At 71.8% G+C, this 17,415-nt stretch carries 20 protein-coding genes; 10 read left to right on the top strand and 10 right to left on the bottom strand.

The window, feature by feature from the left end; all coding sequences use genetic code 11:
• Positions 1-816, bottom strand: coding sequence for a maleylpyruvate isomerase family mycothiol-dependent enzyme (locus U5C87_RS18055; RefSeq protein WP_330473872.1), 816 nt, complete (start codon positions 814-816; stop codon positions 1-3).
• A gap of 14 nt (positions 817-830) precedes the next feature.
• Positions 831-1,481 (bottom strand): alpha-ketoglutarate-dependent dioxygenase AlkB, encoded by a 651-nt coding sequence (locus U5C87_RS18050; protein ID WP_330473871.1) that lies wholly within the window; start codon positions 1,479-1,481, stop codon positions 831-833.
• A 121-nt stretch (positions 1,482-1,602) separates the two neighbouring features.
• On the opposite strand from U5C87_RS18050, the gene recO reads away from it, so the two are divergent.
• Together recO and U5C87_RS18040 are read left to right on the top strand one after the other, a co-directional pair.
• Positions 1,603-2,331, top strand: a complete 729-nt coding sequence (gene recO / locus U5C87_RS18045) for a DNA repair protein RecO (protein ID WP_030146469.1) — start codon at positions 1,603-1,605, stop codon at positions 2,329-2,331.
• 56 nt (positions 2,332-2,387) lie between these two features.
• Positions 2,388-3,167 (top strand): isoprenyl transferase, encoded by a 780-nt coding sequence (locus tag U5C87_RS18040; RefSeq protein WP_330473870.1) that lies wholly within the window; start codon positions 2,388-2,390, stop codon positions 3,165-3,167.
• A 121-nt stretch (positions 3,168-3,288) separates the two neighbouring features.
• On the opposite strand, the gene U5C87_RS18035 is transcribed toward U5C87_RS18040, so the two are convergent.
• The 5 genes from U5C87_RS18035 to U5C87_RS18015 form a co-directional block, all read right to left on the bottom strand.
• On the bottom strand, positions 3,289-3,708 hold the full coding sequence (locus U5C87_RS18035; RefSeq protein WP_330473869.1) for a Fur family transcriptional regulator: 420 nt from the start codon (positions 3,706-3,708) through the stop codon (positions 3,289-3,291).
• Positions 3,705-4,778 carry a metal ABC transporter permease gene (locus U5C87_RS18030; RefSeq protein WP_330473868.1) on the bottom strand — a complete coding sequence of 358 codons (1,074 nt, stop codon included), beginning with the start codon at positions 4,776-4,778 and terminating at the stop codon, positions 3,705-3,707. Before U5C87_RS18030 ends, U5C87_RS18035 begins: the two co-directional genes overlap by 4 nt.
• Positions 4,775-5,617 carry a metal ABC transporter ATP-binding protein gene (locus tag U5C87_RS18025; protein ID WP_330473867.1) on the bottom strand — a complete coding sequence of 281 codons (843 nt, stop codon included), beginning with the start codon at positions 5,615-5,617 and terminating at the stop codon, positions 4,775-4,777. Before U5C87_RS18025 ends, U5C87_RS18030 begins: the two co-directional genes overlap by 4 nt.
• A complete protein-coding gene (locus tag U5C87_RS18020; protein WP_330473866.1) occupies positions 5,614-6,600 on the bottom strand; it encodes a metal ABC transporter substrate-binding protein in 987 nt (328 codons plus the stop codon). Before U5C87_RS18020 ends, U5C87_RS18025 begins: the two co-directional genes overlap by 4 nt.
• A 78-nt stretch (positions 6,601-6,678) precedes the next feature.
• A complete protein-coding gene (locus U5C87_RS18015) occupies positions 6,679-6,969 on the bottom strand; it encodes a DUF6703 family protein (protein WP_030146463.1) in 291 nt (96 codons plus the stop codon).
• Between the two features lie 78 nt (positions 6,970-7,047).
• Here U5C87_RS18015 and U5C87_RS18010 point away from each other — a divergent pair, with 78 nt between their 5' ends.
• Both U5C87_RS18010 and U5C87_RS18005 read left to right on the top strand, forming a co-directional pair.
• A complete protein-coding gene (locus U5C87_RS18010) occupies positions 7,048-8,442 on the top strand; it encodes a glycine--tRNA ligase (RefSeq protein ID WP_330473865.1) in 1,395 nt (464 codons plus the stop codon).
• A gap of 62 nt (positions 8,443-8,504) precedes the next feature.
• On the top strand, positions 8,505-9,047 hold the full coding sequence (locus U5C87_RS18005) for a HEAT repeat domain-containing protein (RefSeq protein ID WP_330473864.1): 543 nt from the start codon (positions 8,505-8,507) through the stop codon (positions 9,045-9,047).
• A 78-nt stretch (positions 9,048-9,125) separates the two neighbouring features.
• Here the strand turns inward: U5C87_RS18005 and U5C87_RS18000 are convergent, their stop codons facing one another.
• A complete protein-coding gene (locus U5C87_RS18000; protein ID WP_330473863.1) occupies positions 9,126-9,965 on the bottom strand; it encodes a sulfurtransferase in 840 nt (279 codons plus the stop codon).
• 25 nt (positions 9,966-9,990) lie between these two features.
• Here U5C87_RS18000 and U5C87_RS17995 point away from each other — a divergent pair, with 25 nt between their 5' ends.
• The gene (locus tag U5C87_RS17995; protein WP_330473862.1) at positions 9,991-10,719 is read left to right on the top strand and encodes an alpha/beta fold hydrolase; all 729 of its coding nucleotides are present in this window, start codon (positions 9,991-9,993) and stop codon (positions 10,717-10,719) included.
• A gap of 30 nt (positions 10,720-10,749) precedes the next feature.
• Positions 10,750-11,958 (top strand): tRNA dihydrouridine synthase DusB, encoded by a 1,209-nt coding sequence (gene dusB, locus U5C87_RS17990; RefSeq protein ID WP_330476714.1) that lies wholly within the window; start codon positions 10,750-10,752, stop codon positions 11,956-11,958.
• A gap of 3 nt (positions 11,959-11,961) precedes the next feature.
• On the opposite strand, the gene U5C87_RS17985 is transcribed toward dusB, so the two are convergent.
• Positions 11,962-12,669 (bottom strand): hypothetical protein, encoded by a 708-nt coding sequence (locus U5C87_RS17985; protein WP_330473861.1) that lies wholly within the window; start codon positions 12,667-12,669, stop codon positions 11,962-11,964.
• A 56-nt stretch (positions 12,670-12,725) separates the two neighbouring features.
• Here U5C87_RS17985 and U5C87_RS17980 point away from each other — a divergent pair, with 56 nt between their 5' ends.
• The gene (locus U5C87_RS17980) at positions 12,726-13,364 is read left to right on the top strand and encodes a YdeI/OmpD-associated family protein (protein WP_330473860.1); all 639 of its coding nucleotides are present in this window, start codon (positions 12,726-12,728) and stop codon (positions 13,362-13,364) included.
• A gap of 21 nt (positions 13,365-13,385) precedes the next feature.
• On the opposite strand, the gene U5C87_RS17975 is transcribed toward U5C87_RS17980, so the two are convergent.
• Entirely contained in the window at positions 13,386-13,517 is a 132-nt protein-coding gene (locus tag U5C87_RS17975; RefSeq protein ID WP_330473859.1) for a hypothetical protein, read from the bottom strand.
• Positions 13,518-13,619: 102 nt separating this feature from the next.
• Here U5C87_RS17975 and U5C87_RS17970 point away from each other — a divergent pair, with 102 nt between their 5' ends.
• From U5C87_RS17970 to U5C87_RS17960, 3 genes are read left to right on the top strand one after another with little or no spacing between them, the layout of a single operon-like run.
• A complete protein-coding gene (locus U5C87_RS17970) occupies positions 13,620-14,849 on the top strand; it encodes a deoxyguanosinetriphosphate triphosphohydrolase (protein ID WP_330473858.1) in 1,230 nt (409 codons plus the stop codon).
• Positions 14,850-14,900: 51 nt separating this feature from the next.
• Positions 14,901-16,814 carry a DNA primase gene (gene dnaG / locus U5C87_RS17965; protein WP_330473857.1) on the top strand — a complete coding sequence of 638 codons (1,914 nt, stop codon included), beginning with the start codon at positions 14,901-14,903 and terminating at the stop codon, positions 16,812-16,814.
• On the top strand, positions 16,814-17,329 hold the full coding sequence (locus U5C87_RS17960) for a hypothetical protein (RefSeq protein WP_330473856.1): 516 nt from the start codon (positions 16,814-16,816) through the stop codon (positions 17,327-17,329). The genes dnaG and U5C87_RS17960 overlap by 1 nt, the downstream gene beginning before the upstream one ends.
• Positions 17,330-17,415: the final 86 nt, after the last annotated feature.

The raw sequence follows: 17,415 nt of genomic DNA, 5'->3' as shown, positions 1-17,415 counted from the left end.
TCAGTCGATCGAGTCGGCGAGCACCGCGTCGACCGCCGAGAGGGCCGCTGCGTCCCCGTCGCGGACGATCTCGCCCTCTGTCGGGCGGTTCCACAGCCAGCAGTCGATGTCGGCGGCTGACCCGCTGATCTCGGCGGTCGCCGCTGCATCCGGTCCGTCTCTGACGAGGAAGCGCTGCACGTCGATCTCGCGGCCGTTCCAGGTGCCGGTGATCCGCACGGGGGTCACGGTCCACGCGTGCATGGCATCGACGGTGGCGATGGTGACGGGCGTGGAGACCGGGACGTGCGTCAGGTCCGGGTCGGGCTCGTGGCCCCGCATGATGCGCAGCGCCTCGTCGATGCCGTCGGCCGCGAGCCGGCAGTCGATCGGGGTGCGCGCGCCGACGGTGAGCTCGGCGTCGAGCCGGTGGATCAGCGCCTCGTGGGCCTGACGGCGCCGGATGTAGCCGGCACTCTTGTCGTCGGACCACATCCAGAGCGGGGTCTGAGGCGGCAGCGCCGCCAGCTGGCGCTGCAGTCGCTCGCTCGCGCGGTCGAAGAAGGCGAGCAGCCCGGCGCGGTCCGAGGGGCGCTCCTCGCGCGTGTCGTTCATCGCGTCGACCTCGTCCTCGTCGGTGAGCCCGCGCTCGGCGATCTCGCCCCAGAACCACTGCACGCCGCCGAGGTGCCACAGCAGGTCGTCGGCATCCCACTCGGGGCACGAGGGGACGCGCGCGTCAGCGGGTGCGGTCGCGAGGACCTCCCGGAAGCGCGCCGAGTCGGCCGCGAGGTGGTCGAGGAAGGGCAGGGGGCCACCTGAGCGGCTGAACGGCATACGAGAGTCTCCTGTCAGCGAACGCCGGGTACGCGGAACTGCACGGAGATGCGCGGTCCCATCGGCTCGGACGTCTTCGGGACCGCATGGTCCCACGTCCGCTGGCACGAGCCGCCCATCACGACGAGGTCACCATGCCCGAGGGGATAGCGCAAGCTCTTTGCCGTCGAGCCGGGGATGGAGCCACCGTCCCGGGGTCGCAGGGCGAGCGTGCGTGCCGACCCGAGCGAGAGGATGGCGATCATGGTGTCGCTGTCGCGGGACCTGCCGATCCGGTCGCCGTGCCAGGCGACGCTGTCGCGTCCGTCGCGGTAGAGGCACAACCCGGCGGTGACGAAGGGTTCGCCGAGCTCCGGCGCGTAGTGGCGGCTCAGCGCCTCACGGGCCTCGACGAGCATCGGGTGGGGGAGCGTCTCGCCGGCCCCGTAGAACTTCGTCAGCCGGGGCACGTCGACGACCGAGTCGTACATCTGGCGGCGCTCGGCGTGCCACGGCACGTCGCGCAGCAAGGCCGTGAAGAGCTCGTCACCGGCAGCGAGCCAGCCCGGGCGCACGTCGACCCACGCGCCGCGGGTCAGCTGGTGACGGGTCTTCCCCGCGCCGACGTCGCGCAGTGTCATCGCGTCCGTGAGGTCGAGGAGCGAACCCTGGAGAGAGAGGTCCATGACCCCACGATAGCCCACGGAGTCGAACGCGTGTTCGACTGTCGGACTCGATTCCCGTCCCGTAGTCACGCACCGGCGCGTGCGGTGCGGCGGCGGTGGCGCGGAGGGGGAGAATGAGTCCATGCCCCTCTACCGTGACGAGGCGATCGTCCTGCGCACCCACAAGCTGGGCGAGGCCGACCGCATCATCACGATGCTGACGCGCACGCGGGGCCGGGTCCGCGCCGTCGCCAAGGGCGTGCGGCGCACGAAGTCGCGCTTCGGCTCCCGGCTCGAGCCCGGCATGGTCGTCGACGTGCAGTGCTACGAGGGGCGCAACCTCGACACGGTGACACAGGTCGAGACGCTCGCGCCCTATGGCGACGCGATCGCGCGCGACTACACGGCCTACACGTGCGCGACCTCGATGCTCGAGACGGCCCTGCAGCTCACCGAGGAGCACGAGCCGCAGACCCAGCAGTACCTCCTGCTCGCCGGGGCGCTCCGCTCGCTCGCCGAGCGCTCCCACGACCCCGGCCTCGTCCTCGACGCCTACCTGCTGCGTTCGCTGGCCGTCGCCGGCTGGGCGCCGAGCTTCGTCGACTGCGCCAGGTGCGGCGCGCCGGGTCCGCACCGCGCGTTCAACGTGCAGGCCGGTGGCGCCGTCTGTTCCGTATGCCGTCCGCCCGGGTCGAGCGCGCCCGCACCGGAGACCTTCGAGCTGCTCGCCTCACTGCTCACCGGTGACTGGGGCGTCGCCGACGCGAGCGACGAGCGGCACCGGCGCCAGGGCAACGGCATGGTGTCCGCGTTCCTCCAGTGGCACATCGAACGAGGGCTCCGCTCGCTGCGCCTCGTCGAGCGTGCCTGAGCAGCCCCAGACCGCCTGAGCCGCAAGCGAACCCGATCCCGACCGACCGGAGACCCATGTACGCCAAGCCTTTCCCGCACCCGTCCGGCGCGACGGCCCCGGTCATCCCGGCCGAGCTGATGCCCAAGCACGTCGCGATCGTCATGGACGGCAACGGCCGCTGGGCCAACGCCCGAGGTCTGCCTCGGACCAAGGGTCACGAGGCGGGGGAGGCCTCGCTCCTCGACGTCGTCGCCGGCGCCATCGACGTCGGCGTGACCCACCTGTCGGCGTACGCCTTCTCGACGGAGAACTGGCGCCGCTCACCCGACGAGGTCCGCTTCCTCATGGGCTTCAACCGCGACGTCATCCGTCGGCGCCGCGACCAGCTGCACGAGTGGGGAGTCCGCATGCGCTGGGTCGGGCGCGCGCCGCGGCTGTGGCGCTCGGTCATCAAGGAGCTCGAGGTCGCCCAGGAGCTGACCCAGCACAACACCGGGCTCACGCTCTACTTCTGCGTCAACTACGGCGGACGCGCCGAGATCGCGGACGCCGTTCAGCGGATCGCCCACGACGTCAAGGACGGTCGGCTGCGCCCGGGGTCGGTCGACGAGAAGACGATCAAGCGCTACCTCGACGAGCCGACGATGCCGGACGTCGACCTCTTCGTCCGCAGCTCAGGCGAGCAGCGCACGAGCAACTTCCTGCTGTGGCAGTCGGCGTACGCCGAGATGGTCTTCCAGAACCAGCTGTGGCCGGACTACGACCGCCGTGACCTCTGGGCCGCGATCGAGGAGTACGTCGCGCGCGACCGCCGCTACGGCGGCGCGGTCGACACCCCGACCCCCACCCCCTGACGCCACCTGACCCGCCGCTCATCTGCCTGAACAGACCGAACGCCGCGTTCGGTCTCGAACGCGCTGTTGGAGCACGGCTTTCGAGACCGAACGCGGCGTTCGGTTGAGAGGGCGGGGGGCGTCAGGCGTCGGCGGCGGTGCAGTCGGCACAGGTGCCGAAGATCTCGAGGGTGTGCGTGACGCCGGTGTAGCCGTGCTCGCTCGCCACCTTGTCGGCCCACTTCTCGACCGCAGGTCCCTCGACCTCGACGGTGCGACCGCAGCTGCGGCACACGAGGTGGTGGTGGTGGTGCGTCGAGCACGCGCGGTAGACGGCCTCGCCGTCGTCGGTGCGCAGCACGTCGACCGTGCCGGCGTCGACCATCGACTGCAGCGCCCGGTAGACGGTGGCCAGGCCGACCCCGGCACCTGCCTCGCGCAGCCGCGCGTGCACCGTCTGCGCCGACGTGAAGTCGTCGGAGCGCTCGAGCAGCTCGGCGACGGCGGCCTGCTGGCGGGTCGGCTTGCGTGAGGGCGCGGAGGAATTGGTGCCGCTCGTCATGGTCTCGCTCCTGTGGTCGGGCCGGATGTCGGGCCAGTCGTCGGGCCGGATGTCGCGGCGGGTGGGCCGGATGTCGTGCCGGCTGGCTCGGGCACGCCAGCGTGGTGCACGCCGTGCTCGTCGTAGTGCCCCTCGTGGGCGGCGTGCAGGTGCCCGTCGTGGACGTAGTCGACGTGGTCCCCGTGGGTGACGGCGGGGTGGCCGCACTCGGCGCCGTGCTCGTGCGGGTGCGTCTCGGCGACGTCGTGCCTCCTGCCGCCGACCCTCGCCATGACGCCGGTGACGACCGCGGTGACGACGAAGAGCGCCACAGCGAGCAGCACGATGGTGCCGCCCGACGGCGTGTCCAGCGGGTACGACAGTGCGACGCCGCCGACCGAGGAGACGAGGCCGAAGGCGATCGCCCACCGCAGCCCTCCGCTGAAGGACTTCGCGACGAGCTGGCTCGCAGCGTTGGGCACGATCATGAGCGCGCTGATGAGGAGCAGCCCGACCACCCGCATCGCGACGACCACGGTGGTCGCGGTGAGCACGGCCAGCACGATGTTGAGCGGCAGCACCGGCAGGCCGACGGCGCGGGCGTACTCCTCGTCGTTGGCCACCGCGAAGAGGCGCGGGCGCAGGGCCCAGGTGGTGAGGGAGATGAGCAGCGCCAGACCCGCGAAGACATAGAGGTCGGTGCGCTGGGTCGTGAGGATCGACCCGAAGAGGTACTTCATGAGGTTCGCCGGCGTGCCGCTGGAGGACTTGCTGATGATGACGACGCCGCCGGCGATGCCGCCGTAGAAGATGACGGCCAGGGCGACGTCGCCGTTGGTGCGGCCCCGGGCGCGGAGCAGCTCGATGACGACGGCGGCGATGACCGCGGCCACGAGCGCGGTCAGCACCGGCGCGGTGCCGGAGACGAGACCGATCGCGACGCCGGCCAGGGCCACGTGGCCCATGCCGTCGCCGATGAGCGAGAGCCGTCGCTGGACGAGGAAGATCCCGACCATCGGTGCGACGGTGCCCACGAGCAGGGCGGCGATGAGCGCCCGCTGCATGAAGTCGACGGAGAGCAGGTCGATCACGGTCGTCTCCTGTCGTTCGGGGTGGCGTCGAGCGGGCCCTGCGCCAGCGAGGCGCGATGGCTGAGCTCGAGGTCGTGGTGGTGGCTGTCGTGGTCGTGGTGCACGTCGGCGCGCTGGGCGAGGTAGGCGGCGGGTGTGCCGTCGAAGCGGATGCGTCCGCCGTCGACGACGACGATGCGCGTCAGGAGCCGCTCGAGCGCCCCGAGCTCGTGCGTGACGATGACCATGGTGACGTCGCGCTCGACGAGCCGGTCCAGCACGTCGGCGAGCACGTGCTGGTTCGCGGCGTCGACGCCCGCGGTGGGCTCGTCCATGATGAGGACCTCGGGCTGCCCGGCAAGAGCACGCGCGATGAGGACACGTCGCTGCTGGCCGCCGGAGAGCGTGCTCACCTCGGTGGCGGCGCGGTCGGCCAGGCCGACGACGTCGAGCGAGCGGGCCACGATCTGCCGGTCGGTGGCGCGCAGCCGCCCGAGCCAGCCGATGCGGGGGAGCCGTCCGGTCGCGACGATCTCCTCGGCCGTGGCCCTGACAGAGGCCGAGAGCGTATGCCGTTGGGGCACGTAGCCGAGCCGGGCCCGGTCGTGGAAGTCGGCGCTGTCGGTGCCGAAGAGCGTGACGGTGCCGGCGACGCGTTCGTTGAGGCCGAGCAGGCCCTTCATCAGCGTCGACTTGCCCGAGCCGTTGGGGCCCACGATCGCGACGATCTCGCCCTTGCGGATGGACAGGTCGACGTCACTGAGGACGGCTCCGTCGCCGTAGCCGAAGCTCGCACCACGCAGGCTCACGACCTCGTCGGCCGCTGCCGGGTCGAGGGGGACCAGGGCTGCCGATCTCATGAGCACTCCTGACCGACGCGGAGGGTGGAGAGGTTGCTCCGCATCACCTCGAAGTAGTCGGCGCCGGCCGACTCCGTCGTGATGCCTTCGATGGGGTCGAGGGTCTTGACCTCGGCGCCCGTCGAGCTCGCGACGGTCTCCGCGAAGTGCGGCTCCACGAGGGTCTCCTGGTAGATCGTGGTGACGCCGGTGGACCTGACGAGGTCCCCGACCGCCTTGAGGGCCGCGGCGCTCGGCTCGGCCTCGGGGGAGACGCCGGTGATGCCGCGCTGCTGGAAACCGTAGCGGGATGCGAGGTAGCCGAAGGCGGCGTGGCTGGTGACGAGCTCCTTGACCCGGCACTGGCGCAGGCCGACCCGCATCTCGTCGTCGAGCGCGGACAGCTTCTCGACGAACTGCGCGGTGTTTTTCGCGTACGTCGCGGCGTTCGCAGAGTCGTCCTTCGACAGGCGCGCACTGATGGCCTGCGCCACGGCGGCGTAGCGCGAGGGGTCGAGCCAGAAGTGGGGGTCGTCGGCGCCGTGGTCGTGCTCGTCGTGCCCGGCGCTCGCATCGGCCGACTCGGCCGACTCGCCCGACTCGGCCTCGTGGTCGGCCCCGTCGGCGGCTGCCGGCACGAGCTTCGCGACGTCGGCGACGTCGAGCACCTTCGAGGCGTCGACGAGCCCGACGGCCTCGTCGACGGCCGGCTGGAACCCGTCGGAGTAGACGACGAGGCGTGCCTTCGTCATGCCCCCGATGTCCTGGGGCGCCAGCTCGAGGTCGTGGGGCTCGGCGCCGGGCTTGGTCAGCACCGTCACCGGCAGCTTCCCGCCCGTGATCTGCTGAGTCGCGAACTGGAGGGGGTAGAACGACGTCACCACCGACCCGTCGGCCGCGCCGGAGCCGGAGCCGGAGTCGCTGCCGCAGGCGGCGGTGCTGAGCACCAGGGCGGTCGCGGCGACGACGGCCGACAGGGTGCGGCGCGCAGGAGGGGAGGTCATGACCACCATCATTCTCAAACTGAGAATGATTGTCAAAACCGTTCTCGCGACGAGCGCCACTGCGTCGTCACGGCCCAGTCAGCCGCCCGGGACGATCCTCACGATTGCGACCGCCACGGCGAGCACGAGGACGGCCGTGCGCATCAGCCGCTCGGGCATCGTCAGGCGCTGCCACGTCAGGAAGAGGAGCCAGGCCACGAAGGCCGCGACGAGCAGGAAGGCGATGCCACCCCACGGTCGCGGGGCGAGGATGCCGACGGCGAGCAGGACGACGAGCACGCCCAGCCCGACGGGACGCGGGACGGCGTTGAGCCGCTCCACCCAGGGGACGGAGGCGTGCTCGAGACGGGAACGGAAGCTCAGGGCCACTCGACGAGCCTAGGGGACGCCACGGCATACACCGGACGCGTGGCAAAGTACTGGCGCCGGCCCGATAACCTGTCCCGCATGGCCAAGCAGACATCCATCGTGGACACCGTCGTCAGCCTCTGCAAGCGCAGGGGCTTCGTCTTCCCGAGCGGTGACATCTACGGAGGCACCAGGTCTGCCTGGGACTACGGCCCCCTCGGCGTGGAGCTCAAGGAGAACATCCGCCGCCAGTGGTGGAAGTCGATGGTCACGAGCCGCGACGACGTCGTCGGCCTCGACTCCTCGATCATCCTCCCGCGCGAGACGTGGGTCGCCTCGGGCCACGTCGGCACCTTCACCGACCCGCTGGTCGAGTGCCTCAGCTGCCACAAGCGCCGCCGCCAGGACCACCTGCAGGAGGCGTACGCCGAGAAGAAGGGCATCGAGGACCCGGACACCGTGCCGATGTCCGAGATCGTGTGCCCCGACTGCGGCACCAAGGGCCAGTGGACCGAGCCCCGTGACTTCCAGATGATGCTCAAGACCTACCTCGGCGTCATCGAGGACGAGTCGGGCCTGCACTACCTGCGCCCCGAGACGGCCCAGGGCATCTTCGTCAACTTCAACAACGTCATGCAGGCCTCGCGCAAGAAGCCGCCGTTCGGCATCGCCCAGACCGGCAAGAGCTTCCGCAACGAGATCACGCCGGGCAACTTCATCTTCCGCACGCGTGAGTTCGAGCAGATGGAGATGGAGTTCTTCGTCAAGCCGGGCGAGGACGAGGAGTGGCTGCAGTACTGGCTCGAGGAGCGCACCAAGTGGTACGTCGACCTCGGCATCAACCCCGAGAACCTGCGCCACTACGAGCACGCCCCCGAGAAGCTCTCGCACTACTCGAAGCGCACCGTCGACATCGAGTACCGCTTCCGCTTCGCCGGGTCCGAGTGGGGCGAGCTCGAGGGCATCGCCAACCGCACCGACTTCGACCTGTCGACGCACAGTTTGCACTCGGGCACCGACCTCGTCTACTTCGACCAGCAGACGGGCGAGAAGTACACGCCGTACGTCATCGAGCCGGCGGCCGGACTGTCGCGCTCGCTCATGACCTTCCTCGTCGACGCGTACCACGAGGACGAGGCGCCCAACACCAAGGGCGGCGTCGACAAGCGCGTCGTGCTGCGCCTCGACCCGCGCCTCGCGCCGGTCAAGGCCGCGGTGCTGCCGCTCTCGCGCAACGCCGACCTCTCGCCCAAGGCGCGCGACCTCGCGGCGACCCTGCGCAAGCACTGGAACATCGACTTCGACGACGCCGGCGCCATCGGCAAGCGCTACCGCCGCAACGACGAGATCGGCACGCCCTTCTGCATCACGGTCGACTTCGACACCCTCGAGGACCACGCCGTGACGATCCGCGAGCGCGACTCGATGGCGCAGGAGCGAGTCGCGCTCGACCAGGTCGAGGGCTACCTCGCGCAGCGCCTCATCGGCTGCTGAGCCTCCGAACAGACCGCTGACGTATGCCGTCCGCCCACCCGGGCGGGCGGCATACTGCGTCTGTGGTCGAGGACGACGTGCTGCGGGCTACGCCCGGGGATCGCGCGCGTGCCGCGGCCGACGCCCTGGGCGACGACGCGCTGACCGCGTGGTGCGCCGACCTCCTCGCGGGGCGGGCATCCTGGGGAGACCCGGCCGACCCGGACCCGCGCTGGGTCGGTGGCGCCGTGGTGGACGGCTGGGGCGCACCGGACCTTCTCGACGAGCGGACGGCGTACTGGGCACGGGTCTGGGCGGCGCGGACCCTGCTCTACGTCTGGGACGAGCAGTGCAGCGTGGATGTCGTTGCCGGACTGGGCGATCCGGCGTGGCGGGTGCGAGAGATATGCGCCAAGGTGGCTGGCCGCTGGGAGGTCGCGGGCGCGGCCGACGCGTGCCTCGCGCTCGTCGACGACGCGGTGCCACGAGTGCGTGCGGCCGCGGCGCGGGTCCTCGGTGCGATGGGGGACTCGGAGCACACGGCGGCAGCGGTCCGGCTGCTCGACGACGCCGACGTGTCGGTGCGCGCGGCAGCCGAGCGTGCGCTGGGTCGTCGAGACCGGTAGGCGCACGTCAGATACCGCCCCGGCCGAGCGTCCGCGTCAGGGTCTTTCTCGGGCAGTGATCGCGCCCGTGCGCGACGGTCAGCCGGGCTGGTGACCCAGGGCGACCGGGCGCGCGGGGTCGCGGATCCACTCGCTCCACGAACCGGGGTAGAGCACGGTGTCGATCCCGAGCTCGGCGAGCGCGAGCATCTCGTGGGCTGCCGTGACGCCCGACCCGCAGTAGACGCCGACCCGTCCGTCGCCGGGGTCGACGCCCTCGGTGACTGCGGCCCAGTGCTCGGCCAGGTCGCGGCGGAACGTCCCGTCGTCCGTGACCCACGCCGTGGTGGGGCTGTTGACGGCGCCGGGGACGTGGCCCGCGACCGGGTCTATCGGCTCGGTCTCTCCGGCGTAGCGCTCCGGGGCCCGCGCGTCGAGGAGCAGGCCGTCGCGCGCCAGCGCAGCCGCGCCGTCGGCGTCGAGCGTCGGCAGGGCGCCCGGCCGCACGACGACGTCGCCGTGCCGGTCCGGGGGCTCTTCGGTGGAGACGGGCAGCCCTGCGGCCAGCCAGGCGGCATACCCGCCGTCGAGGACACGGACGTCGGACACCCCCACCCAGCGCAGCACCCACCAGGCCCGCGCGGCGGCATACGACTCCTTGCCGTCGTACACGACGACCCGGGTGTGCTCGGTGATCCCCGCCCGGCGCAGCAGCGCCTGGACGACGGTGGGGTCGGGCAGCGGGTGGCGCCCACCCTTGCCCGGGGGAGCCGCGAGCTCGGCGTCCAGGTCGACGAAGAAGGCGCCCGGCACGTGGCCGGCGTCGTAGTCGGCCCGGCCGGCAGGGGTGTTCGCCGTGGTCAGCGCCCACCGGACGTCGAGGACGACGACGTCCTCGATCTCGTGGGCGAGCTCGTCTGCGCGGATGAGGTGGGTCACCGGGCCATCGTGGCATCCTCGCGGTGTGCGTGCTCACCTGGTCCTCGTGCACGGGTCGCGCCTGTCGAGCACCCAGTGGGCGCCCCAGGTGCCGCTGCTGCGCGACCACGTCGACCTGACGCTCGTCGACCTCCCGGGCCACGGCGCGCGTGCCACCGAGGAGTTCACGCTCGCCCGCTGCGTCGAGGTCATCGACGACGCCGTGCGGGCGGTCCCCGGGGGCGTGCCCGTCGTCCTCGTCGGCCACTCGCTGGGCGGGTACGCCGCGATGGCGTATGCCGCGTCGCACCCCGACGCGCTCGACGGCCTCGTCCTCGCCGGGGCGAGCGCCACCCCGACCGGGCCGGGTGCTGCGATCTACCGCGGCGTCGCGGCGCTGACCGATCGGCTCGGCCCGGAGCGCATGACGCGCGTCAACGACCGCGTGCTGCACCGGCTCTACCCGGCCGAGCGGGTCGACCCGGTCATCGCCGGCGGCTACTACTTCACGCCAACCGCCGCCGCGTGGCGCGAGGTCATGGCGCACTGCAGGCCCGCCATGCTGCGCGGCGTGCACTGTCCGGTGCTGCTCCTCAACGGACGGTTCGACCAGTTCCGCGTCGGTGCCAGGGCCTACCTGCGGGCCTGCCCCGGCGCCCGCGTCGAGATCGTTCCGCGCGCGAGCCACTTCGCCAACCTCGACCAGCCGGAGGCCTTCGCCGACGCCCTCCTGCGCTTCGCCCGGGCCGTCGCCGATTCGGCCTCGCGCGCCTGATCGGGGACAATCGAGCGCGTGACCGACGTGATGACCCCCGTGACCGACACCCCGGGCGCCGTGCTGCCGCCGCTGCGCATCGGCCGCCACGTCATCGGCTCACCCGTCGTGCTGGCGCCGATGGCCGGCATCACGAACCGCGCCTTCCGCCGCCTCTGCCGCGAGTACGGCAACGAGGGGCGGGCCATCGGCGGCGCGAGCGGCGCGACGAGCCTCTACGTCAGCGAGATGATCACCTCGCGCGCGCTCGTCGAGCGGACGCCTGAGTCGATGCGGCTCATCGAGCACGACCCCGACGAGAACCCGCGCTCGATCCAGCTCTACAGCGTCGACCCCGCGACGGCGCGCGCCGCCGCACGGATGCTCGTCACCGAGGACCGTGCCGACCACATCGACCTCAACTTCGGCTGCCCGGTGCCCAAGGTCACCCGCAAGGGCGGTGGGTCCGCCCTGCCGTGGAAGAAGGATCTCTTCAAGGCCATCGTCGGCGCCGTCGTCGAGGAGGGCGCCAAGCGCGACATCCCCGTGACCGTCAAGATGCGCAAGGGCATCGACGACGAGCACCTCACCTTCCTCGACGCGGGCTTGACGGCCGAGGCCGAGGGCGTCGCTGCGGTCGCGCTGCACGGGCGCACCGCGTCGCAGGCCTACTCCGGCACGGCCGACTGGAGCGCCATCCGGATGCTCAAGGAGACCGTGACGAGCATCCCGGTGCTCGGCAACGGCGACATCTGGTCCGCCGAGGACGCCCTGCGCATGGTCCGCGAGACGGGCTGCGACGGCGTCGTCGTCGGGCGCGGCTGCCTCGGTCGCCCGTGGCTCTTCACCGACCTCGCGGCGGCCTTCGCCGGCACCTCGGCTCGGGTCACGCCCACGCTGGGAGAGGTCTCGGAGACGCTGCGCAAGCACACGGCATACCTCTGCGACTTCTACGGCGAGGAGGAGCGCGCCTGCCGCGACATCCGCAAGCACATCGCCTGGTACCTCAAGGGATTCCCGGCGGGCTCGACGATCCGCAACTCGCTCGCGCTCGTCGACTCGATGGCTGCGCTCGACGAGCTGCTCGCCACGCTCGACCCTGACGCGCCGTGGCCGGGCGAGGCTGCCGAGGGCCAGCGCGGTCGCGCGGGCTCCTCGCGCACCGTGGCACTGCCCGACCGCTGGCTCGAGTCCCGAGAGCTGTCCGAGGAGCACCGCCGCACCATCGCCGAGGCCGAGCTGTCGGTCAGCGGCGGCTGAGCCTCACTTCAGCCAGACGCTGAGCGGCCCGAGCCGCTCGCACCCCGCGGCCACCGCGGCGTCGACGCTCGCGCCGGCCTCCCAGCCGACGAGGGGTGTGCCGCCGGTGACGGTCCGCGCCGCGGCCGCGGCCGCGCTCCAGGCCCTCTCGACGTCGCCGTCGCGGGCGAAGACGTTGCCGAGGCCCGCCACCTCGCCGGTCACGTTGACGATCGCACCGGTGACGATCGGTGATGCCGGGTCGTCCGAGGCCCGTGCGCCGAGGACGTGGACGCCCGGCTCGTCGAGCAGCGACGGGCGCAGGATGGCCTCGGCGTCGGGGTCGCTCGCCCAGCCGCGCACCCACTCCGCCATCTCGGCAGGCGTCGTGAGGCGCTGCCAGCGGCTGTCGGCGGCCAGCCGGGTCGACGCGACCGACGGGTCGAGCCAGACCCACTCGCCGACGACGAGGCGCGCGAAGTCCTCCATCGACAGGTCGAGCCGGGACCACGAGTCCTTGACGGAGCAGCCGTCCGAGTCGTCGATGCGGGCCAGCACGTCGTACTCCCCGGCGTCCGGCGACAGCGTCACGGCGTCGGGGTAGTAGGGCGGCGTGCGCGTCGACGCGGTCCACGCCACGTCGTCGGTCGTGCACGCCACGCCGTGCGAACGCGCGACGGCGTCGCACCAGAGGGCGTTGTTGCGGGCGGCGAGGACGATGCGGTCGGTCACGGGTCGATCCTCCCAGCGTCTGCCGCGGCGTCGGTGGCCGGTGGCAGGATCGGGGTATGCGACAGGGCGGATCGGCCGAGCGGCCCGCGACCTTCTTCGACGATGCCGACGACTTCCGGGCCTGGCTCGAGGTCCACCACGAGAGCGCCACGGAGCTGTGGATGGGGCTGCACAAGAAGCACGTCGAGCCCCGTGGGCTGCAGTGGGCCGAGGCCGTGCGCGAGGCGCTCTGCTTCGGCTGGATCGACTCGATGGCGCAGCGCATCGACGAGGACGCCGTGCGCCAGCGGTGGACGCCGCGCAAACCGGGCAGCAACTGGAGCACGATCAACATCGACGCGGTGGCCGAGCTGACGGCGGCCGGGCGCATGCACCCGGCCGGTCTGGCGGCCTTCGAGAGGCGCCGGGCCGACCGCTCCGGGGTCTACGCCTACGAGAACCGCGAGCTCGTGTGGTCCGACGACTACGAGGCGCTGCTGCGCGTCCACGAGCGCGCCGCAGCGTTCTGGGACGGCGCCACGCCGTCGTACCGCAAGATCGCGACCAACTGGGTCCTCACCGCCAAGCAGGAGTCGACGCGCGACAGGCGGATGGCCGAGCTCGTCGAGGACTGCGCCAACCTGCGCCTCATCAAGACGCAGCGCTACGGCACCGAGCCGGCCTGGGTGCGACGCCTTCAGGCCGAGCTCGGCTGAGCGGAGGTGGCCAGCTCGCCGTCAGCGCTTGGTCTTGGGCGGGATGATCTCCGTGTGGTCCTTGGCGGCGGACTTCGCGTGCTTGTCGGCACGCTTCTCCTTGAGCGATCTGGCCTTCGTGGACATGTGGGACTTCGGTGACTTGTCGCCCATGGCGTGCTCCTGAGGTTGGAAGCCTGAGCGGCTCCATCTCTGCAGTATGCGCCACGGGTGCGGCGTCGCGGTCGGTTCGATCGCGCCGCATAGAGTTCCGGTGTGGGCTATCAGGATCGGGACCGGGAGCGCTGGGTCGCAGAGGACCCTGCCCAGAAGCGCGCCGACCGTGACGACTTCGCCCGGGACCGGGCCAGGGTCGTGCACTCGTCGTCCCTGCGCCGCCTCGCCGCCAAGACGCAGGTGCTGGCGCCCGGCCACGACGACTTCGTCCGCAACCGGCTGACGCACTCGCTCGAGGTGGCGCAGATCGGGCGCGAGTTCGGCGCGGCGCTCGGCTGCAGCGCCGACGTCGTCGACACGGCGTGCCTCTCGCACGACCTCGGGCACCCGCCGTTCGGGCACAACGGCGAGACCGTGCTCGACGAGATCGCCTCGGACATCGGGGGATTCGAGGGCAACGCGCAGACCCTGCGCCTGCTCACGAGGCTCGAGGCCAAGCGGGCTCACGCCGACGGCACCTCGGCCGGTCTCAACCTGACCCGGGCGAGTCTCGATGCCACGACGAAGTACCCCTGGGGGCGCGGCGACGGCTCCTACGAGACGAGGAAGTTCGGCGTCTACCCCTCCGATCTGCCCGTCTTCGCCTGGATCCGCGAGGGCGCCGAGCCCCGCAACCGGTGCCTCGAGGCCGAGGTCATGGACTGGTCCGACGACGTCGCCTACTCCGTCCACGACGTCGAGGACGCCATCGCGTCCGGCTGGATCGACCCGCGGGTGCTCCACTCGCGCGACATGGCCGACGTCATCGACGTGGCCGGCCGCACCTACGCCCCCGACCTCGGTGCCGACGCCTTGGGGGCCGCGCTGGAACGCCTGCTGGCCTCGGGAGCGATGCCCACGGCATACGACGGCTCCCGTGGTGACCTGGCGCGCCTCAAGGACATGACGAGCCGGCTCATCGGCCACTTCGTGCTCGTCGTCGAGCAGGCGACCCGGGAGCGGCACGGGCCGGGTGAGCTGTGCCGATTCGAGGCCGACCTCGTCGTCCCCGACGACACGCGCGCCGAGTGCTCCGTGCTCAAGGCGATCGCCAACCACTTCGTCATGACGACCGAGGAGCGCCTGTCGGTCATGTCGGGCCAGCGTGACGTCGTCCGTGCCCTCGTGGAGGCGTATGCCGTGTCGCCCGAGGAGCGCCTGGACGCTGCCTTCCAGGCCGACCACGCAGCGGCCTGCGACGACGGGGAGCGGCTGCGTGTCGTCGTCGACCAGGTGGCCTCACTGACCGACGTGCGCGCCCTCGCCCTCCACAGCCAGTGGTGCCGGTGACGAGGGGCCGACCGGCGAGCACCTAGAATCACCCGCAGCGACAGGAGGCAGATGGCGGGGCTGATCAACAGCGAGGACATCGCGGCGGTCAAGGCGCGTTCGTCCATCGAGGACGTCGTGCGCGAGCACGTGACCCTGCGCTCCGCCGGCCCCGGCTCGCTCAAGGGCCTGTGCCCCTTCCACGACGAGAAGACCCCGTCGTTCAACATCCGTCCCGCCGTGGGCGCCTGGCACTGCTTCGGGTGCCAGGAGGGCGGCGACGTCATCTCGTTCGTGCAGAAGGTCGACCACCTGACCTTCTCCGAGGCCGTCGAGCGGCTCGCCCAGAAGCTCGGCATAGAGCTGCGCTACGAGAACGGCGACCGGCCCCGCGAGGAGGGTCTCGGCCGGCGCAGCCGCCTCATCGAGGCCCACCGTGTCGCCGAGGAGTACTACACCGAGCTGCTCCTCGGCAGCCAGGCCGCCCGCACGGCCCGTGACTTCCTGCGCGCCCGCGACTTCAACAGCGAGCACGTCAAGCAGTTCGGCATCGGCTTCGCGCCGCGCGGCGGCGAGGACCTCGTGCGCCACCTGCGCGCCAAGGGCTTCACCGACGACGAGCTCGTCACCGGCGGCATCGCCGGCCGCGGCGCCCGCGGGCTCTATGACCGCTTCCGCGGCCGGCTCGTGTGGCCGATCCGCGACATCACCGGCGACACGGTCGGCTTCGGCGCCCGCCGCATCTTCGACGACGACCGCATCGAGGCGAAGTACCTCAACACCTCCGAGACGCCGATCTACAAGAAGTCGACCGTGCTCTACGGCCTCGACCTTGCGAAGAAGAAGATCTCGCAGGGGCGCCAGGCCGTCGTCGTCGAGGGCTACACCGATGTCATGGCGTGCCACCTCGCCGGCGTCGAGACGGCCGTCGCGACGTGCGGCACGGCGTTCGGCGCCGACCACATCAAGACGCTGCGGCGCCTCATGCGCGACGAGGCCGGCCTCGCGCCGGCCAAGGTGATCTTCACCTTCGACGGTGACGCCGCCGGGCAGAAGGCCGCCATGCGCGCCTTCGCCGACGACGAGAAGTGGACCTCGCAGTCCTTCGTCGCCGTCGAGAAGTCGGGCAAGGACCCGTGCGAGCTGCGTCAGGCCGGGGGAGACCCGGCCGTGCAGGCGCTCATCGAGGACGCCGTGCCGATGTTCGAGTTCGCGGTGCGCACGACGATCAAGCGCTTCGACGTCGCGACCGCCGAGGGCCGCATCCAGGCGGTGCGCGCCGTCGCGCCCATCATCGCCTCGATCCGCGACCAGTCGCTCCGCCCGGAGTACACCCGTGAGGTCTCGGGCATGCTCGGACTCGACGTCGAGCAGGTCGCCACCGAGGTGTCCCGGGCCGGCAAGATCAAGGTCGAGGAGGACGCGCGAGGTGACCGGAACGGCCGCGACGACGCCGAGCCCACCGCGGCCGACCACGCCGGCATGCCGATGCCGGACCGCCGCGACCCCGTCGTGCTCGCCGAGCGGCAGCTGCTCCAGGTGCTGCTCCAGTTCCCCACGGTGTTCAAGCCCGGCGCCATCGACCTGCTGACGCCCGACTCCTTCTCCGCGCAGGCCCACCGCGCGGTCTTCGACGGCATCCGGATCGCCCACCACAGCGGCGACAAGGGCAACGCGCGCGCCTGGACCTCCGCGGTGACCGAGGCCGCGCCATCCCCGGTCGCGGGCCTCGTGAGCGAGCTCGCCGTCGACACCCTGCCGACCCGGATGGACCCCAACACCGGCCTGCCGACGTCGCGCTACGTCGACGAACTCTTCGACCGGGTGCGCACCATCGCGCTGACGCGCCGGATCGCCGACGCCATGAGCGAGATGCGCCGACTCGACCACGCCGAGACGCCGGAGCCCGAGCGCACCCGCGAGCTCGGCATCCAGCTGCAGACGCTCCAACGGGAGCTGGCCGCGATCAAGGCAGGGATGGGCTGATGGCACTCTTCGAACGGCGGCGCCGGCCGGCGCTGCCCGCTGACGTCCGCGCGGCCGTGCCGCTCGGAGGCGGGGCCAAGGTGCTCGCCTGGGCGCGCGACGAGCAGTCGGGCGGCCACGTCGTCGCGACGACCCACCACCTTGCCTTCGTCGGCACCGACGGCCTCGTGTGGAGCCGGCCGTGGCACGAGGCCGAGAGCGGCACGTGGCAGGGCGAGACCTCGACCCTCACCGTGACGTGGGTCGACCGCGGGCAACCCGCGCGGTGGCGCGTCACCGAGCCCTCGCTGCTGCAGCAGGCGCTGCGCGAGCGCCTGCAGGCGAGTGTCGTGCTCGCCGACGAGTTCCGTACCGCAGGCCGTCGCACTGTGCGCGTCGTCATCCGCCAGGACCTCGCCACGGGGGCCCTCGTCGAGCAGACGGTGCCCGGCAAGGGTGCCGACCTCACGGACCCCGACGTGGCGCGCGAGGCGGCCCAGCGGCTGGCACGCCTGCGTGCCGAAGTGGGCCTCTGACGGTCCGGAGGGGGACGTCCGAGGCCCCCTGCGACGCGCCGATTCCGAGGCGCCGCACCCGATTTCGTGTCCGCGCGAATGCTTTG

It is taken from the genome of Terrabacter sp. C0L_2, from assembly GCF_036352015.1.
Classification (GTDB): domain Bacteria; phylum Actinomycetota; class Actinomycetes; order Actinomycetales; family Dermatophilaceae; genus Terrabacter; species Terrabacter tumescens.
Note: the sequence above shows the minus strand (reverse complement) of the source record. Positions and strands in the feature narration are given on the sequence as shown.